Source organism: Streptomyces lacaronensis, assembly GCF_047337785.1.
Lineage (GTDB): Bacteria > Actinomycetota > Actinomycetes > Streptomycetales > Streptomycetaceae > Streptomyces > Streptomyces lycopersici.
Genome location: NZ_JBLHDK010000003.1, coordinates 3227534 through 3245059, shown reverse-complemented (window position 1 = coordinate 3245059; position 17526 = coordinate 3227534). Strand labels below are relative to the sequence as shown.

The 17526-nt window shown below is 72.2% G+C and carries 18 protein-coding genes; 7 read left to right on the top strand and 11 right to left on the bottom strand.

Features of this window, described 5'->3' with window-relative positions:
* Positions 1 to 71: 71 nt before the first annotated feature.
* Positions 72 to 878: a SigB/SigF/SigG family RNA polymerase sigma factor gene (locus ACMTAK_RS13755; protein WP_413806508.1), complete on the top strand. Its 807-nt coding sequence runs from the start codon at positions 72 to 74 to the stop codon at positions 876 to 878.
* Between the two features lie 18 nt (positions 879 to 896).
* Here ACMTAK_RS13755 and ACMTAK_RS13750 read toward each other — a convergent pair whose 3' ends face one another.
* The gene (locus tag ACMTAK_RS13750; RefSeq protein WP_413806507.1) at positions 897 to 2090 is read right to left on the bottom strand and encodes a PAS domain-containing protein; all 1194 of its coding nucleotides are present in this window, start codon (positions 2088 to 2090) and stop codon (positions 897 to 899) included.
* A 144-nt stretch (positions 2091 to 2234) separates the two neighbouring features.
* Between ACMTAK_RS13750 and ACMTAK_RS13745 the strand changes: the two genes are divergently transcribed.
* On the top strand, positions 2235 to 3023 hold the full coding sequence (locus ACMTAK_RS13745; protein WP_413806506.1) for an ANTAR domain-containing response regulator: 789 nt from the start codon (positions 2235 to 2237) through the stop codon (positions 3021 to 3023).
* Here the strand turns inward: ACMTAK_RS13745 and ACMTAK_RS13740 are convergent.
* Positions 2947 to 3489 (bottom strand): hemerythrin domain-containing protein, encoded by a 543-nt coding sequence (locus ACMTAK_RS13740; RefSeq protein WP_413806505.1) that lies wholly within the window; start codon positions 3487 to 3489, stop codon positions 2947 to 2949. The two genes, ACMTAK_RS13745 and ACMTAK_RS13740, sit on opposite strands and share 77 nt — an antisense overlap.
* Before the next feature lie 108 nt (positions 3490 to 3597).
* Between ACMTAK_RS13740 and ACMTAK_RS13735 the strand changes: the two genes are divergently transcribed.
* From ACMTAK_RS13735 to ACMTAK_RS13720, 4 genes are all read left to right on the top strand, one after another.
* Positions 3598 to 4821, top strand: a complete 1224-nt coding sequence (locus tag ACMTAK_RS13735; RefSeq protein WP_413806504.1) for an aminotransferase class I/II-fold pyridoxal phosphate-dependent enzyme — start codon at positions 3598 to 3600, stop codon at positions 4819 to 4821.
* Positions 4822 to 4912: 91 nt separating this feature from the next.
* Entirely contained in the window at positions 4913 to 6139 is a 1227-nt protein-coding gene (locus ACMTAK_RS13730) for an MBL fold metallo-hydrolase (RefSeq protein ID WP_413806503.1), read from the top strand.
* 176 nt (positions 6140 to 6315) lie between these two features.
* Positions 6316 to 7407, top strand: a complete 1092-nt coding sequence (locus ACMTAK_RS13725; protein WP_413806502.1) for a right-handed parallel beta-helix repeat-containing protein — start codon at positions 6316 to 6318, stop codon at positions 7405 to 7407.
* Entirely contained in the window at positions 7404 to 8474 is a 1071-nt protein-coding gene (locus tag ACMTAK_RS13720) for a methyltransferase (RefSeq protein WP_413806501.1), read from the top strand. Before ACMTAK_RS13725 ends, ACMTAK_RS13720 begins: the two co-directional genes overlap by 4 nt.
* Positions 8475 to 8693: 219 nt before the next feature.
* Here ACMTAK_RS13720 and ACMTAK_RS13715 read toward each other — a convergent pair whose 3' ends face one another.
* The 9 genes from ACMTAK_RS13715 to ACMTAK_RS13675 form a co-directional block, all read right to left on the bottom strand.
* On the bottom strand, positions 8694 to 9416 hold the full coding sequence (locus tag ACMTAK_RS13715; protein ID WP_413806500.1) for a class F sortase: 723 nt from the start codon (positions 9414 to 9416) through the stop codon (positions 8694 to 8696).
* A 155-nt stretch (positions 9417 to 9571) separates the two neighbouring features.
* Positions 9572 to 10129 carry a hypothetical protein gene (locus tag ACMTAK_RS13710; protein ID WP_413806499.1) on the bottom strand — a complete coding sequence of 186 codons (558 nt, stop codon included), beginning with the start codon at positions 10127 to 10129 and terminating at the stop codon, positions 9572 to 9574.
* Positions 10130 to 10484: 355 nt separating this feature from the next.
* On the bottom strand, positions 10485 to 10814 hold the full coding sequence (locus tag ACMTAK_RS13705) for a TcmI family type II polyketide cyclase (protein WP_413812874.1): 330 nt from the start codon (positions 10812 to 10814) through the stop codon (positions 10485 to 10487).
* 2 nt (positions 10815 to 10816) lie between these two features.
* A complete protein-coding gene (locus ACMTAK_RS13700) occupies positions 10817 to 11281 on the bottom strand; it encodes an SRPBCC family protein (protein WP_256653725.1) in 465 nt (154 codons plus the stop codon).
* 2 nt (positions 11282 to 11283) lie between these two features.
* Positions 11284 to 11541, bottom strand: a complete 258-nt coding sequence (locus tag ACMTAK_RS13695) for an acyl carrier protein (RefSeq protein ID WP_413806498.1) — start codon at positions 11539 to 11541, stop codon at positions 11284 to 11286.
* The gene (locus ACMTAK_RS13690) at positions 11541 to 12791 is read right to left on the bottom strand and encodes a ketosynthase chain-length factor (protein ID WP_413806497.1); all 1251 of its coding nucleotides are present in this window, start codon (positions 12789 to 12791) and stop codon (positions 11541 to 11543) included. Before ACMTAK_RS13690 ends, ACMTAK_RS13695 begins: the two co-directional genes overlap by 1 nt.
* Positions 12788 to 14056, bottom strand: a complete 1269-nt coding sequence (locus ACMTAK_RS13685) for a beta-ketoacyl-[acyl-carrier-protein] synthase family protein (protein WP_413806496.1) — start codon at positions 14054 to 14056, stop codon at positions 12788 to 12790. Before ACMTAK_RS13685 ends, ACMTAK_RS13690 begins: the two co-directional genes overlap by 4 nt.
* On the bottom strand, positions 14053 to 14460 hold the full coding sequence (locus ACMTAK_RS13680) for a cupin domain-containing protein (RefSeq protein WP_413806495.1): 408 nt from the start codon (positions 14458 to 14460) through the stop codon (positions 14053 to 14055). The genes ACMTAK_RS13685 and ACMTAK_RS13680 overlap by 4 nt, the downstream gene beginning before the upstream one ends.
* A 72-nt stretch (positions 14461 to 14532) precedes the next feature.
* Positions 14533 to 15711: a SchA/CurD-like domain-containing protein gene (locus ACMTAK_RS13675; protein WP_413806494.1), complete on the bottom strand. Its 1179-nt coding sequence runs from the start codon at positions 15709 to 15711 to the stop codon at positions 14533 to 14535.
* 165 nt (positions 15712 to 15876) lie between these two features.
* On the opposite strand from ACMTAK_RS13675, the gene ACMTAK_RS13670 reads away from it, so the two are divergent.
* Positions 15877 to 17520 (top strand): FAD-dependent oxidoreductase, encoded by a 1644-nt coding sequence (locus ACMTAK_RS13670; protein ID WP_413806493.1) that lies wholly within the window; start codon positions 15877 to 15879, stop codon positions 17518 to 17520.
* Positions 17521 to 17526 lie beyond the last annotated feature (6 nt).

The following is a 17526-nucleotide window of genomic DNA, read 5'->3' as shown; positions in this document are numbered from 1 at the left end:
ACCGGATCACCCTTTTCGGCCGGTTTCGCCTCCGTGGTGAGACCGACGACAGCTCAAGGGAGATACGGCGTATGACGTCTGTACGAGCGCATCCCCGAGCACACCCGAGGCATCCTCACGACGACGTCCCGGACACCTCGGCCGAATTCCGCCGGATCGCCACCCTGCCGGACGGACCGTCGAAGGAGGCCCTGCGCCAGGACGTGGTGCGCGCCTGGATGCCCATGGCCGAGCGGCTCGCCGGCCAGTTCCGTAACCGCGGCGAGGCCACCGAGGATCTGCGGCAGGTCGCCATGGTCGGCCTGGTCAAGGCCGTCAGGCGCTATGACCCGGACCGCGGCTCGGCCTTCGAGAGCTATGCCGTCCCGACCGTGGTCGGCGAGGTCAAGCGCCACTTCCGCGACCACCTGTGGGGGGTGCACGTCCCGCGCGGGGTCCAGGAGCTGCGTGCCCGGGTCCGCGACGCCGTCCAGGAGCTCACCCGCTCACCGGACGCGCCCACCCCGAAGGTGGCCGACATCGCGGCGCACACCGGTCTGAGCGAGGAGGAGGTGCGCGCGGGCATGGAGGCCCGGGGCAGCTTCGCCCCGCTGTCGCTGGACGCGGAACCGCGCGGCGCGGACGACGGCTTCGGCCTGATGGACACCCTCGGCTCGACCGAGCCCTCCTACGAGCGGGTCGTCCAGCGCGAATCCCTCAAGCCCTGTCTGCGCAGGCTCTCCGAACGCGAGCGGAAGATCCTCTACCTGCGGTTCTTCTGCGACGAGACCCAGAGCCGGATCGCCGGCCGGCTCGGCATCTCCCAGATGCAGGTCTCCCGCCTGCTCAGCGACACCTGCGCCCGTCTGGGCAGGCAGGCCGGTGCCCGTGGCGTCTGAGCCGGTACCGTACGCGGATCACGCCCCGGAAGCCGGGGCGCGCTCGGCCGTGCGCGCCATGGCCAGGGCGACATGGCGGGAGATCCGGTCCGCCACTCCCGCCTCCGCCATCTCGAAGGCACGGCGCCCGCCCGTACGGAAGAGCGTGAGCGCCCCCAGGACCGGGCCCGCGCCGGCGCGCAGGGGTATGCACAGCAGCGAGGTGACCTCCTCCCGCACCAGCACGGGAGCGCCCGTCGCGTCCCGGCCGAAGGCGTCCGCGTCGACCGGGCTCACCCGCAGCGCGGAGGTCCCGTCGGACAGCGCGTCCACCACCAGGGGGCAGTCGGCCGGGTCCTGCTCGGCCAGGGGCGCCGTACGGTCGTCCGCCGCGTCCCGTGGGCCGAGCGCCACCACTCGGCGCGGGTTGCCGGGACCGTCCTCCGGGGCCAGGTCGGCGATCACCCAGTCCGCGAACCGGCCGTGCAGCACCTCCGCGGCCGCGGTCAACACCGCCTCCGGGCCTTTCCCGGCCGGCGCCGCCCTCAGCAGCGCCGCCGTCATGTCGTCCACCAGGTCCAGCAGTTCGGCATGGCGGGACACCTCGCCCAGATCCGGCCGGGACTCCTGGGCCCACGCCCCGGCCGCCCTCTCGTCCGGCGACGGGCCGGCCACCCCGGGCTGGAACGCCGCCAGCACCGCCGGATGGGGCTCGCCCGGCGGCCGCAGCGCGGCCAGGGTCACCCGCACCTCACCGTGGACGGGCGGCAGCGACAGCCACACCGTCAGACTGCGGTCGCCCTCGCCGCGCGCGACCGCGGCGACCTGCGAGCGCAGCGCCGCCTGCCCGTCGTGCCGCAGCGCGGCGGTGAGCGGGCGACCGGTGGCGTATCCGGCCCGGGTGTGGAACAACTGGGTGGCGGTGAAGTTCATGCGCCGCACCACGGCATCGCGGTCCAGCAGCACCGTGGCGATCGGCAGCCGCTGGAACAGTGCCCGCAGCAGCTGCTGCTCCTGCGGGTCGCCCCGGCCGCCGCCGGGGCCCCGGGACGAGCCGGCCGTCAGCTCCTCGTACCGTGGCCACAGCACGTCCACCACATGCTGGAGTTCGAAGAGAGCGGCGTCCAGCAGGGAAGGCCGCTCGTGCGCGGGCAGCGCTCGCGCGGTCCGCAACTCGTCAACCCGTCTGCGGAAGTCTGAGAGCTCCGCCCCAAACTCCTGTGCGTCTGGCATGGGCACACCGTAGCCTGCCCGTACTCGCGGGAGCACATGGGTGACGTTTTCCACTCAGGGGCGTGGAGACCCGAAAGAGACCGGGCCCCGGAGGGACGGAGCCGGACAGCACATCGCACCGGAGCGAAAGGAGTGAACTCGGCGATGCCCGACCGTACGCACATCCGCGCGGCCTTCCAGTGCGACGCACCCTCCCTCGGGCGCGGTCTGGCCGAACTGGCGGAGCAGGCCGCCGCGGGCACACCCGAGAGCTGCGGGGCCACCGCCACCGCCGTGCTGGCCGAGGAGACCCCCGGTACCGTGGACGCCGACCGGACCACGGCGGCCACCCACCCCGATCTGTCCGCGCTGGTGTCGGTCCAGCTGCGGGTGGGGGAGGGCCCGATCCTCGCGGCGCTGGACACCGGCCGCCCGGCGGGCGCCGACGATCTGCTCCACGACGACCGCTGGCCGCGCTACCGGGCCCGGGCCCTGGACGCGGGCGTGCGGTCCTCCGCGGCCCTGCCGTTCGCCTGCGACGGGCTCACCGTGACCGTCTCGGTCTACGGGCTGCGCCCGGGGCCGCTGAGGAAGGCCGCCCGGGGCGCCACCGAGCTGCTCGGCGACCTGGCCACCGAGAGCATGGCCCGGGACCGGCTCTACCGCGCCGCCCTGGTCCAGGTCGACCAGCTGGACACGGCGCTGCGCAGCCGGCCGGTGGTGGACCAGGCGTGCGGAATCGTGATGTACGTCCTGGGCTGCGACCCGGACCAGGCGTTCGACCTGCTGCGCCGGCTCTCCCAGCGGACCAACCGCAAGCTGGCGGAGCTCGCCGAGACCGTGGTGCGCACCCGCGGCCGGGGTCTGGAGCGGAACCTCATCGAGTTCGGCCGGTCAGCTGCTCCCGGACCCGGTCGGCGAGAGTCCGGCCCGGACCGGGACCTTCCGGACTGACCGGGGGCACCCCTCGCACCGCGGCCGCCGCCTCGCCGACCCGCAGGCCCAGCGCCATCCGCTCCTCGGGGGTGAGCCGCTCCCGCAGCTCGGGGAAGACCAGGTCCTCCTCGCCGCGGATATGCATGGACACCACGTCCATCAGCTCCTGGACCAGCGGGTCGAACCGCCGGTCCCGGGGATCCACGGCGTCCAGGTCGGACAGGATCCGCTCGGCCTCGGTCAGCTCCTCGATCTCCTCGTCGGCGATCCGGTCTCCGTTCGGCAGCGCCTTGCGGACCGTGGGGTACAGATGGACCTCCTCGGCCACGGAGTGCCGCACCACCGCCACCGTGATCCGGTCGACCAGCTGCCGCCGCAGCTCCGGGTCGGTGGTGGTGCGGTACCCCTCGAAGAGATCGCGCACCGCGTGGTGGTCCGCGGTGAGCAGGGTCACCACATCGTGTTGTTCCGGCGTCGCTGTCATGGCGCCCGGGTCCCCCGGGCCCCTTCCGCGAAACGGGGCCGGAGATGATCTGCGAAGGTGGACATACGTGGGCGGTGACCCGCCGGACACGGGCGGAGGTGTGACGGAATGCAGCGGCAGTGGACCGCCCCGGCACAGGCGGACCGGGACGACGGCGGACTGCCGGTCCTCCCGGAGCTGCTCGACAGCTTCGTCGGGGCGGCCGGCCACACCGCGCCGGAGCCGGTCGGCGGCTCGGCCGGGCTGCGCTCGGCGGCCTGCGGCTACTGGTCGCGGCGCGGGCTGTGGACCGACCCGGAGCATGTCGTGGTCGCCCCCGGCGCCGAGCCGCTGCTGCTGGCGCTGCTCGCCTCGGCCTCCGGCGGCGATGTGCTGCTGCCCCGCCCCTGCGCCGCCTGGTACGCGCCGCTGGTGCGGCTGGTGGGCCGGCGCGCCCACCACGCGCCCGTCCCGGCCGAATGCGGTGGGCTGCCCGATCCGTTCGCGCTGCTGGAGATCGTGCGCAGGATCCGCGCCGAGGGCGGGGTGCCCCGGGTCCTGCTGCTTTCGGCGGCCGACGACCCCACCGGCACGGTGGCCCCGCCCGAGCTGCTGCACGAGGTGTGCGAGGCGGCCGTGGCCGAGGGGCTGCTGATCGTCAGCGACGAGACCTGGCGGGACACCGTCCACCATCCGCAGGGCACGGTGCTGCTCAGCCCGGCCGAGATGTCCCCCGAGAACGTGATCGTGCTCTCCGATCTGGCGGGCGCCCTCACCCCGGCGGGCTGGCCCGCCGCGATCGCCCGGTTCCCCGCGACCGAGCGCGGGGCGGAGCTGCGCGGCCGGGTGCTGTCCCTGCTCACCGCCGTACGCTCCGGGATGCCCGCGCCCATCGCGGCGGCCGCCGCGTACGCCCTCGGCGAGCCCGAGCCGGTACGGGACCGGATGACCGCCGCCGCGCGGGCGCACGGGGCCGTGGCCGTGGCCGCCTACCGCGCGCTGACCGCCGTCGGGGCGCTGGCCCGACCGCCGCAGGCCGGCCGGCACCTCTACGCCGACCTCGACGAGCTGCGCGGGGTGCTCGCGGCCCGGGGCATCACCGACTCGGTGGAGCTGGAGCGCGAGCTGATGCGGCGGATCGGCCGGAGCGTGGCCGGGGGGCACCGCTTCGGCGATCCCCCGCACACCCTGCGGCTCCGGCTGGCGACCCTGCCGCTGCTCGGCGCGGCGGAGGAGTCGCGGCTGCGGGCGCTCCAGACGCCGGATCCGCTGGAACTGCCCCATGTGGCCACGGCGTTGGGCGCCTTCGAGGCGGCCTTCCGCGACCTGATCGAAAGCAGTCCGGTGACCTGAGCCGACCCGGACCCCGGCCACGGACCTCCATGGCGCGCCGGCACCGAAGGGCCGGCCCGGACACGGCCCAGATACGGAAGGGAGCCAGGCCATGACCGACCACGCCGAGCAGGCGGAACCGGCGGAGCCGACGGAACCGGCCGGGCGGCGCCGCGCCCGGCCCGGCGCCGCCGCCCGGCACCGGCTGGCCCCGGCCGCCACCGAGCCGGGCGCGCCCGAGCAAGCCGCCACCGAGCCGCCCGGCGTCGAGCCGCCCGCCACCGAGCCGCCCGGCGTCGAGCCGGTCGGCCCCGGGCTGCCCGGCGCCCCCGAGTCGCCCGGCGCCGAACCGGGCGCCCCCGCGCCGGGCGCCCCGCGTCCGCCGGGCGAGATCCGCAGCTGGCCGCCGTCGTTCGCCGACCGGCTCACCTCCCCGCTGCCGGGGGTGCGGGCGCTGGCCCGGCTGGCCCGGGAGGGACGGCTCAGACCGCCCGTGGAGACGCTCCGCCAGATCCCCGAGCTGCCCTTCGAACCGGGGCCGCTGCCGCTCACCGGCTCCGGCCGGACCGCGCTCACCTGGGCCGGGCACGCCAGTTGGGTGGTGCGGATCGGCGGGCTCACCGTGCTCACCGACCCGGTCTGGGCCCGTAAGATCCTCGGCACCCCGGCCCGGGTGACTCCGGTGGGGGTCCGCTGGGAGGATCTGCCGCCCGTCGACGCGGTCGTCATCAGCCACAACCACTACGACCATCTGGACGTGCCCACGGTCAGACGGCTGCCGAAGGCGACGCCGGTCTTCGTGCCCGCCGGGCTCGCCCGCTGGTTCCGGGCGCGCGGATTCACCCGGGTGACCGAGCTGGACTGGTGGGAGGCGGCCGAACTGCCCGGCGAGGACGGCCCGGTCCGCTTCGACTTCGTCCCGGCCCACCACTGGAGCAAGCGCACCCTCACCGACACCTGCCGCTCGCTGTGGGGCGGATGGGTCATCACCGCGCCCGACGGACAGCGGGTGTACTTCGCCGGGGACACCGGCTACGGCCACTGGTTCCGGGAGATCGGCCGCCGCTACCCGGGCATCGATGTCGCGCTGCTGCCCATCGGCGCGTACGAGCCGCGCTGGATGCTGGGCGGGGTGCACACCGATCCGGAGGAGGCCGTACGGGCGCATCTGGACCTGGGAGCGCGGATGCTGGCGCCCATGCACTGGTCCACCTTCCTGCTCTCGGCCGAGCCGCCCCTGGAGCCGCTGCACCGGATCCGCGCGGCCTGGGAGGCCACCGGGCGTCCGCGCGAGGAGCTGTGGGATCTGCCGGTCGGGGCGTCCCGCGTGCTCGAATAGGCCGCGCCGCGGTCGTGGGGGAGCGCGCGGGGTCAGGTGGGCTCGCGCTCCAGCCGACGGAACCGTGGGCCGACCCCCGGCCGGGCCACGAGGCGGCCAATTGGGGTAGTACAGGGCATAAGTGATGGGTGGGACATAAGTGGCGAGCGGTGCGGAGCGCGCCTAACTTCCTTTTCATGCGCACACCTAAACTTCGCCACCTCGCCGGCCTCACGGCCGTCCTCGTCATCGAACTCGCCCAGCTCCCCGCGGCCCACGCCGCCCCCGCCGACCAGGCCGCGACCCGCCATGTGGTCCAGCCCGGCCAGTCCATCCAGGCCGCCGTGGACGCCGCGAAGCCCGGCGACACCATCGAGATCCGGCCCGGCACCTACCGGGAGAACATCCAGATCACCACCGACCGGCTGACCCTGGTCGGCGCGGGCGAGTCCACCGTGCTCTCCCCGGCCGCGAAGCCGTCGGCCAACGCCTGCGGCGAGGCCGGCCACGGCATCTGCGTCACCGGGACGGCCGAAGACCCCGTCTCGGATGTCCGGATCGGCTCACTGAAGGTCACCGGCTTCGCCAAGAACGGCATCTGGGGCTCCGGCACCGACCGGATGACCGTACGGAACACCACCACCGAGGACAACGGCCAGCAGGGCATGGGCCAGGAGATGTCCACCCGCGGCACCTTCGTCGACAACGTCTCCCGCGGCAACAAGCAGTCCGGCATCTTCCTGGCCAACACCATCGACGCCGAGGGCGGCGCCACCGACGCCCTGGGCACCCTGGTGGCCGGCAACCAGCTCAGCGGCAACCGGACCGGTGTGGTGGTCCGCCGGCTGCGCGACCTCTCGGTCGAGGGGAACACCATCACCGCCAACTGCGCCGGAGTGTTCATCGTCGGCGACGAGTCGACCCCGCGCGCCGGGGATCTGAACGTCCGCCACAACTCCGTCTACGAGAACAACGCCTACTGCGAGGCCACCGACCGGCTCCCCTTCATCCAGGGCGCCGGCATCGTGCTCACCGGCACCGAGGGCACCCGGGTGACGGACAACCAGGTGAACGACAACGTGGGCACCTCGCCCATGTCCGGCGGCATCGTGCTCTACACCAGCGTCGTCGGCGCCCCCAACGCCAAGAACGCCATCAGCCGGAACGTGATGAGCGGCAACAAGCCCGCCGACCTCGCCGACCGCGACAAGGGCCCCGACAACACCTTCACCGACAACGTGTGTGAGCTGTCCGCGCCCACGGGCCGGTGCCGAGAGGTGGCGACATGACCACTGTGGACACCGACAGAGCCGCCGCGGCACAGCCCCCACCGGCCGCGCTCCCGCCGCCCATGCGGCTGCGCGAAATCGTCTTCGGCGCCGCACGGGCGGCCTCGGTGCGCGCCGCGGTCCGGCTGCGCATCGCCGACGCGCTGGGCGACCGGCCCGCCTCCATCGGCGAGCTGGCCTCCGCCGTGGACGTCGAGCCCGATCCGCTGCGCCGGCTGCTGCGCTCCCTGGCCTGCTGTCAGATCTTCGCCGAGACCGAGGACGGCCGCTTCCGGCACACCGAGTTGTCCCGGCTGCTGCGCGAGGACACCCCGGGCAGCCTGCGCAATATCGCCCTGTGGTGCACCGAGCCATGGACCTGGGAGGCGTGGCCGCTGCTGGACCGGGCGGTGCGCACCGGCGGCTGTGTCGTCAACGAGATCTACGGCAAGGACTTCTTCGCCTATCTCCACGAGGACGCGCCCGAGTCGGCCCGGGTGTTCGACGCCGCGATGACCACCTCCAGCCGGCAGTCCGCCACCGACGTCGCCGCCTTCCTCGACCTCGACGGGGTCAAGGAAGTGGTGGACATCGGCGGCGGCCAGGGGCATGTGCTGGCCAGCCTGCTGGAGAAGCACCCGGCGCTGCACGGCGCGCTGCTGGACCTGCCGCAGGTGGTGGCGCACGCCGACCCGCGGCTGCGGGACGGCGGGGCGCTGGCCTCGCGGGCGACGCTCGTGCCCGGCGACTGCCGCCGCGAGGTCCCCGTCGAGGCCGACCTCTACATCATCAAGAACATCCTCGAATGGAACGACGAGAGCACCCGCCGGACGCTCGCCAACGTGGTCGCGGCGGCGCGCCCCGGCGCCAGGGTGGTCGTCATCGAGAACCTCGTCGACAACAGCCTCAGCTCCTTCACCACGGCGATGGACCTGTTCCTGCTGCTCAATGTGGGCGGCCGGAAGCACACCGAGGAGAGCATGGTGGCGCGGATGACCGAGGCCGGTCTGAACGTGACCGACATCCGGCCCGTCAACGGCGCACTGCACGCCTTCGACTCCACGGTGGGGGTGCCCGGCGGCTCCTGACGCCCGCGGCGGGCTGTCCCCCTCCCCGCCCCTCCCCGAAACCGGGACTCCGCCCCAGCCCCCGGTCCGGGGTTCCGCCCTCAGACCCCGGGGTCCAGGGGCGGAGCCCTGGTAACGGGAAGGGGCGGGGAGGGGAAAGGCACCCCGTAGCCGCACCGACAACACCACGGTGCCCGCGTCGTCCTCGACGACGCGGGCACCGTGGTGGGTGCTTCTCCGTCAGCTGTACCGGTACGTGGTGAGGTGCGCGAACACCACCACATTGGCCGTGTAGTCCTTGGCCGCGTGGTCATAGGCCCCGCCGCAGGTGATCAGCCGCAACTGGGCGTTGGGGGTGTCCCCGTAGACCTGCTTGTCCGGGAAGGCGTTCTTCTTGAACGTCTTGACCTTGTCGACCACGAAGGTCGCCACGATCCCGTCCTCGCGGGTGATGGCCACCTTGCTCTTCGGCTTGAGCTGGCCGAGGGTGTAGAACACCGCCGGGCCGATCTTGGTGTCCACATGCCCGGCCACGATGGCGTTGCCGCGCTCACCGGGCGAGGGGCCGCCCTCGTACCAGCCCACCAGGTTCTGGTCGGTGTCCGGGGGCGGGACCAGCACGCCCGCGGCGTCCAGCGACAGCGGGGTGAAGGGCGCGCTCACGCCGATCGAGGGGATGTCCAGACGGGAGGCGGGGGAGCGCGGCAGCGCGGGTCCCGGACGGGACTCGGGGGCGGTCGTCGACTCCGGGGAATCCGCGTACGCGTCCTCGTTGGAGGTGTCGCTCTCCGGTTCGGAGATGGACGCGGGGGCGCTGGCCGCGGGCCGGGCCGACGGGGTGTTCTGGGAGGCGGCGTCCACGGAGTTGTAGATGAGGAATACGCCGATGAGGGCCGACGCGGCGGCCCAGCGGAGAATTCGGGTGTTGCCATCGGCAGCGCCCTGCTTGGCCGGCTTTCCCATAGAGGTGTTCGCCTTTCTTACGGCGCCTTGTCTCATGGCGCCTCAGCTCAAGGCGCCTTTCTCACGGCACGCTTTTCTCGCAGCGCTCGTGGAACTGCCGTGGCACCACCGCTCGGCGGAGGTGCCACGGCAGTACTGCATACGAAGAGTCAGACTCAGATCGCGGTGCCGGTCGGCTTGCGGCGACGCAGGGCGTAGGCGCCGGCGCCGAGGCCACCGAGGAGCAGGACCGAGCCGGCGGCCATGCCACTGCCCGTGGTGGCCATGCCGCCACCACCGGTGTGGACGCCACCGCGCGGCTTGTCGCCCTTCTCGTGGTCCTTCCAGTCGCCACCGGACCAGTCGTGGTCCTTCTTGCCGGACCACTCGTGCTCCCGGCCCTCGTCCTTACCGTGGGACCAGTCGTCCTCGTCCTTGCCGTGGGAGGAGGACCAGTCGCGCTCGCCGCCCTCGTCCTTGCCCTTCATCTCCTCCTTGCCGTGCTCTTCTTCCTTGCCGTGGTCTTCCCGGCCTTCCTCGCGGCCTTGGTCGTCCTTGTCCTTCCAGGAGCTGCCGCCCTGGCCGTAGCCGTCCTCGGAGGACTCCTGGCTGCTCGAGTACCCACCGTGACCGCCCGGGTCCGAGACGTCTGCGGCGAACGCGGCGGCGGGGGCGCCCAGGGTCAGGGTGGCGGCAATCGCCGCCCCGGTGAAGAGTGCGCGAGTAGATCGCATGAGCCATTCCTTCCGGCGCCGTCACGATACTGACTATTTGCCAGATAAAGGGATCGCAGCGGCGTCTTGTCCACCGTCAGCGAAGAGGGCTCCCCCTGCCACTCGGCGCGACCTGCGATCTGCTCGGTTGTAAGCCCTCTGGGTGGAGATAAGCGCAATGATCACTCATTTGCCGCGCGAATGGACTGACGCCCTTTCACCTTTTCGGCAGACATCATTCCGATGAGCCCAGTAGTGTGAGATTTTCGCGCCCGGTGCATAATCCACGCGCGACGCCATACGAAAGACGCCATACGAAAAGGGCCGCCGGGAGGCGAACTCCGTCGGCGGCCCCGTGCGGCGCGGCGTCTGCGCGCTAGCCCTGGTCGCGGTCCCAGCGGTAGAACTCGTGGGCCATGGCGTCCTTGGGCTCGCGCCAGGTCTCCGGGTCGTACGCCCGCATATACGGCTGGAGGCGGGCGCTGACGTCGCGGAACTCCGGGTGCTTGGAGTACTTGGTGACCTCCGTGGCCGGCGGCCGCTCCGCCTCGATCAGATGCAGATACACATCGCCGAACTGGAAGAGGCTGCGGCCGGTGACGCCGATCAGCCCGGGCAGTTCGCCGCGGTCGGAGTCCGCGAAAATCTTGGCGACCTGCGGCGCCGCGTCCCGCTGCATCTTGGCGACGATCATGGTGCGGTACATGGTCACGCCCCCACCGTCTCCCGGGCCCGCTGCTCGATCTTGTCCCGGATCAGATCCATCTGGATACGGGAGTTGCGGTTGATGTGCTCCGTCATCGTGGGGTCGTCGACCGGCGCGTCGGGCCGCATCTCGAAGTCCTGGGTCCAGCGCATGCGGGTGCCCTCGGACTCCTCCTCGTACTCCCAGCGGATGTTCATGTAGGCGAAGGGGCCGGGCTCGACGCGGCGCGCCCAGACCGTGCGGACATCGCGGGCCGTCTCCCGCTCGGAGACCCAGGACCAGACCTTGCCGTCCTCGTCGGGGTGCATGGTCAGCCGGAAGGTGGTGGTGTCCCCGGTCCGCTGGAGCACCTCGACCGAGGCGTACTCGCTGAACAGCTGCGGCCAGTTCTCCAGGTCGTTGGTCATGTTCCAGACGAGGTCGAACGGCGCCTTGATCATGACCTCGTTGTCGGTGTGGCCTGCCATCTTCATGCTCCTGAGGTAAGTGAGGTGTTGATGACGTCGAGGAAGTCACCGGGGGTCTTGCAGCTCTCGGCCCCCGGTTCGATCGGGGTGCCGTACTGGTTCTCCAGCTCGCCGACGATGGCGAGCAGACCGAGCGAGTCCAGGCCGTACTCCTCGAAGGTGGAGTCCGGCCGGGTCCGCATCAGGTCCGGATCGACGGTGAGTCCGGCGCATCGCTTCATCAGCGTGGCCAGTTCCCCGTAGGACAGTTGACTGGACATCAGTAATCTCCTTCCGGTCCGCGGAGCACGAGCGCCGCGTTGCAACCCATGAGTCCTCTGCTGAGCACCAGCGCCGTCCGCGGCTCGGCGGGGCGGGAACTGCGGGTGACGAGGTCGAGGTCATGGCAGACGTCGGTGACGTACGGGGTCGGAGGCACCACGCGGTGCTCCATGGAGAGCAGTGCGGCCGCCACGTCCAGCGTGGGAGCCGCGCAGTGCACCCGGCCGAAGCCGGTCTTCGGCGCGGTCACCGGGACCCGGGTGCCATGCGGCCCGAGGGCGTCGGCGATCGCCAGCGCCTCGGCGCGGTCCGCCTCGGGCACCCCGAGCGCGTCGGCGAAGACCACGTCGATCTCCTCCGGCGCGCACTCCGCGTCCTCCAGGGCCACGCGGATGGCCTGGGCGAGCCCCTCCCGGGACCGCTCCCACCGGGACGGCCCGGTGAAGGTCGAGCCGTAGCCGGCGATGAAGCCCCGGATCCGCACCCCGCGGCGCCTGGCGGCCCCCTCCTCCTCCACGACCAGCATCGCCCCGCCCTCCCCGGGCGCGAATCCGCAGGCGTCCTCGGTGAACGGCAGATAGGCCCGGCCCGCGTCGCGGGCCCGGCTGAGCTCGTCCCAGCCGAGCATGCAGACGATGGAGTACGGGGCCAGCGACGCCTCGGAGGCGCCCGCCACCACCGCGTCCGCCCCCCGCCGGATGGACCGGCGGGCGTGCGCGAGCGCGTCCAGACCGCCGGCCTCGTCGTTCGCCACCACCCCGCAGGGGCCCTTGAACCCGCCGCGGATGGAGACCTGGCCGGTGCTGGCCGCGTAGAACCACGCGATGGACTGGTAGGGGCCCACATAGCGCGGCCCCTTGCCGTACAGCTGCTGGAGCTCGCGCTGGCCGAACTCACCGCCCCCGGAACCGGCGGCGGTCACCACGCCCACGGCGAACGGCGACATGTCGTCCACCGGCAGCTTGGCGTCGTCCAGCGCGAGATCGGCCGTAGCCATCGCGAAGTGGGTGAAGCGGTCGGTCTGGACGAGGAACCGCTCCTCGATCATCGAGCCCGGATCGAAGCCGCGGACCTGGCCGCCGATCCGGACCGGGAAGTGCTCACTGCCCTCGCGGGAGATCCGGTCCAGGAAGGTGATCCCCTCCCGGGTGGCCTTCCAGAAGGCGTCGGTGCCCACTCCGCCCGGGGCGATCACACCGAGGCCCGTGATGGCCGCGCCCCGGTTCCGGGCGCTCTTCGCCGATGTCATGCCGCACTCCCGTCCGCCCGGCTCAGCACCACCGCGGACTGGAAGCCGCCGAATCCGCTGCCGACCGACAGCACATTGCGCAGCGGGAGGGCGCGGGCGGTGCGCGGGACATAGTCGAGGTCGCATTCGGGGTCGGGGGTCTCGTAGTTGGCCGTCGGCGGCACCACGCCATGGGCGAGGGCCATGGCGCAGGCGACCACCTCGATGGCGCCGATCGCCCCCAGGGAATGGCCCACCATGGACTTGATCGAGCTCATGGGGGTCTTGTACGCGTGCTCGCCCAGGGACCGCTTCACGGCCGCCGTCTCATGCCGGTCGTTCTGCTTGGTGCCCGAGCCGTGCGCGTTGACGTAGTCGACCTCGGAGCTGTTGACGCGGGCGTGGCCGAGCGCGTGGTCGATCGCCTCGGACATCTCCAGTCCCTCACGGGTCAGACCGGTCATGTGGTAGGCGTTGCCGTAGGTGGCGAATCCCCGGAACTCGCAGTAGACCCGCGCCCCTCGGGCCCGGGCGTGCTCCAGCTCCTCCAGGACCAGCACGGCGGCGCCCTCGCCGAGGACGAAGCCGTCCCGGTGCGCGTCGAACGGCCGGGAAGCGGTGGCCGCGTTGTCGTTGTTCGCCGAGGTGGCCTTGATCGAGTCGAAGCAGGCCACGGTCAGCGGGGTGATCGGCGAGTCCGCGGCCCCGGCGACGCACACATCGGCCCGCCGCTCCTCGATCGCCTGGAAGGCGTATCCGATCGCGTCCAGACCGGAGGTGCAGCCGGTGGAGACGGACTGCACCGGGCCCTGAGCGCCGGTCAGCTCCGCCACCCCGGAGGACAGCGCGCTCGGCGAGAACGCGTGCTGAAGGTGCGGACCCGCCTTGCGGTGGTCCACGTCCCAGTGCTCACCGGCGTCGCTCACCTTGACGTAGTCCTGCTCCAGCCGGGTGGACGCGGCGACGGCGCTGCCCAGTGAAACCCCTATCCGCCAGGGGTTGAGCGCCTGGAGGTCGAGACCGGAGTCCCGTACCGCCTCCTGGGCCGCCACCAGCGCGAACTGCACATAGCGGTCGGAGCGTTCGATCTGCTCGAAGCTCAGACCGCCGGCCAGCGGGTCGAAGTCGCATTCGGCGGCGATCCGGGAGCGGAACCGCTCCGCGTCGAAGAGCGTGATGTTGCGGGTGGCCGTACGGCCCGCGGTGAGCATGTCCCAGAACGCCGGGACGCCCACACCCCCGGGGGCGACGACACCGAGTCCGGTGACCACCACCCGTCGGGTCACGACGTCGCCTCGGCGGGTTCGGCGGCCTCCGTGTCCACGTGACCGAGCTCGGGGCGCGGCGCCAGGGGCCCGAGGTGGAAGACCATCCGGGCCTCGGTGCTCCCCACATTGCGGAACCGGTGCCGCACGTTGACGGGGATCAGGAGCGCCTGGTCGGGGCGGAGCGGATGCGCCTCGCCGTCCAGGTCCACCTCCATGTCGCCGCTGACGACGTACACGAACTCCTCGGAGTACGGGTGGTAGTGCTCGGCGACCCGTTCACCGGGCCCCACGATGGCCATCCCCATGAAGCCGCTCGTGGCGCCGACCAGAGGCGGGGTGAGCATGGCGCGCACATCGCCACCGCGCCGGCGGTTGGGGGCGACCGCGGCGAGGTCGACGAGGAGAGGGGACTGCGTGGTCATGATGAGTTCCTCCAGGTAGCGTTGCGCGGTCCGCGCCACGGGGTGGAAAGGTGCGAAGGGGGAGAGACGTCGTCAGTGGTCCGCCGACTTGCGGTCGGTGATCGGGGTCATGTCGCAGTCGGCGAGGAAGCGGCGCTGCCCGTCTTCCATGGACAGGTCGATCACCGCCCCGTCCGCCCCGAGGTCCAGCAGACGGCCCAGTACGGCGGCGGCCCGCCGGCCGCTCACACCGGCCGCCATGGCGGGGTTCCGGTCCAGCGGCACGGCCAGGTCCACCAGCCGCACCACGATGTCGTCACGCTGGAAGATGGTGCTGCTCAGCAGGGCCTTGGCGGGCTGCTCCGCGGTCATCTCCCTGTTCACCGCGAGCTCGTCCTGCCGGGCCAGCAGACTGGCCACCGCCGGGCCGCAGCCGGTCTTGACCGGGTAGAGCAGGGCGTGCCGGTGGACGCCCTGGGCGGGGCGCGGCCCGCCGGCCGTCATGTGGTGGACCACCGGCAGCGAGGCGCGGGCGAAGAACTCCCGTGCCGAGCTGGGGTCGTCGAGGTTGCGGTCCTCCTCCAGATACGGATTGAGGGCCTCCTCGGCGGCCCTGATCTCCGGCTGCCGGGCCACGAAGCGCAGCGCCGCGGTCAGATCGCCCTTGACCTCCACGGCCCGCACCACCCGGTTGCCGCTCATGAACACCGAGGTACGGGAGAGCCGGGTGGTCTCGTCGACCCGGGCCTCGGGCGAGGCGTAATCGGCGAGGATCTTGGCGACGGCGTCCTCGCTGCCCGGCTTCACGGTGAAGGTGAGCGCCTGCCGGACCAGCCCGTCACCGACCCGCAGCGCGGCGTCGACGCCCCGGGTGGTGACATCGACCGGCGCGGACCCGGCGGTCAGGGTCTCCCGCAGGATGCTGAACCGCAGTGAGCGGGTGTCCTCCACACAGCCGTGGAAGGGCTTGACCATCTCCCGGTGCGCGGGGGAGTCCACCCAGGCGAGAAACGGAGGGGCGCTTTCCCATTCGCTGGTGATCAGCCACTGCGAGGGATTCTCGATCGACTGGCACAGCTGGTCGCTGATGTGCCCGGGCACCGCGGCCACCTGCCGGGACAACTGATCGTAGGCACGCAGAAAGCGCTGCTCGGCACCGCTGTTGACCTGCACCAGCAATACGACGCGCAATCTGGTGTCGGTGAGAGCGGATTCCACGGTCGTCGGCGACTGGTCCACCGTGGTCTCCGGAATGTCGGACAGGGTGCTCATAATCCACTCCTTATGTCGCGGACGCGTCCTTCCGGGCATCGAGGACACCCGCCCGTTAGACGATCGTGGAGCGCTCCCACCAATGGCGCGAGATATGTGAGCCATCCGAGCGAACGCCTGGTCAGCGCCCCGGAGCAGCCCGGAAACACCGGGCATAGCTGTAAAATGAACCGTCTTGCCGACAATGCTGAGCGTGTGCCCGTCCTCATCGCGGGCGGCTCCCTGGTGGGCCTGTCCGCCTCACTGTTCCTGGGCCGACTGGGGATCGGTCATCTGCTGGTCGAGAAACACCCCCGCACCTCGCACCACCCGCGCGGACGGGGGAACAACATCCGGACGATGGAACTGTTCCGCACCGCCGGAGTGGAGTCCGCGATCCGCGAGGCCGCGTCCGTCCTGGCCGACAACCACGGAATCCTCCAGGCTCCCTCCCTCACCGGTACGGAGGGCAACTGGCTCTTCCGGGAGATGGACCCGGGTGGCAAGGCCGCCCGGATCAGCCCTGCCGGATGGTGCCTGTGCAGCCAGAACGACCTGGAGCCGGTACTGCTGAACGCGGCCCAGGCACTCGGTGGCGAACTGCGGTTCTCCACCGAGCTGATCTCCTTCGAGCAGGACGCGGACGGTGTCACCGCCACCCTCCTGGACCGCAGGTCCGAGCGGCGCTCCACGGTCCGCGCCGACTACCTCATCGCCGCCGACGGGCCCCGCAGCCCGGTGCGCGAGGCCCTTGGCATCGGGCAGAGCGGACGCGGTGAACTGTTCCACAACGTGTCCATCACCTTCCGCGCCAAGCGGCTCGCGGACGCGGTCGGGGACCGCCACTTCATCGCCTGCTACCTCACCAACCCCGAGGCCGACGGGGCGCTGCTGCCCGTCGACAACCAGGAGAGCTGGGTCTTCCACGCCCCCTGGCACCCCGAGCGCGGCGAACCGCTGGAGGCGTTCACCGATGAGCGCTGTGCCCAGCACATCCGCACCGCCGTCGGCATGCCCGACCTGGAGGTCGAGGTCACCGGAAAGGCACCCTGGCACGCGGCCGAGCGGGTGGCGGACCACTACTCCGACGGTCGGGTCTTCCTCGCCGGGGACTCCGCCCACGAGATGTCGCCCACCGGCGCCTTCGGCTCCAACACCGGTATCCAGGACGCCCACAACCTGGCGTGGAAGCTCGCCGCCGTCATGGGCGGCTGGGCGGGCCCCGCGCTGCTGGAGACCTACGGCATGGAGCGGCGGCCGGTCGCCCAGGCCACCAGCGCCCGCGCCGCCGCCCGTTCCGCCGAGCACAGCCACCCCGGCTACTCGGCACCGGCCACCGAGGGCCGGGGTCCGCAGTCCAATGTCATGGCCGTCGCCATGGGCTACCGCTATGTGCGCGGCGCGGTCGCGGGCGCCGACCCCGCCGCCCCCGCGGTGCCCGACGACTTCATGGTCTCGGCCGAGCCCGGCAGCCGCGCACCCCATATGTGGGTGCACCGCTGCGGGGTGCGGCTGTCCACCCTCGACCTGTACGAGCGCACCTGTGTCCTGCTCACCGGGCCGGGCGGCGCCGCCTGGCACGAGGCCGGCCGCCGCACCGCCGACGCCCTCGGTGTCCCCCTGGACTGCTACCGGGTGGGCGAAGGCCCGGACCACGAACTCGCCCCCGAACCGGGCACGGACTGGGCCGAACTCCACGGCACCGCCCCCGACGGAGCGGTCCTGGTCCGCCCCGACGGCTTCGTCGCCTGGCGGGCGGAGCGCTCGGTCCCCGACCCGGAAGCAGCGATGACGCGAGCGCTGCGAGAGGTTCTGCGGCTGGACGGCTGACCCCGC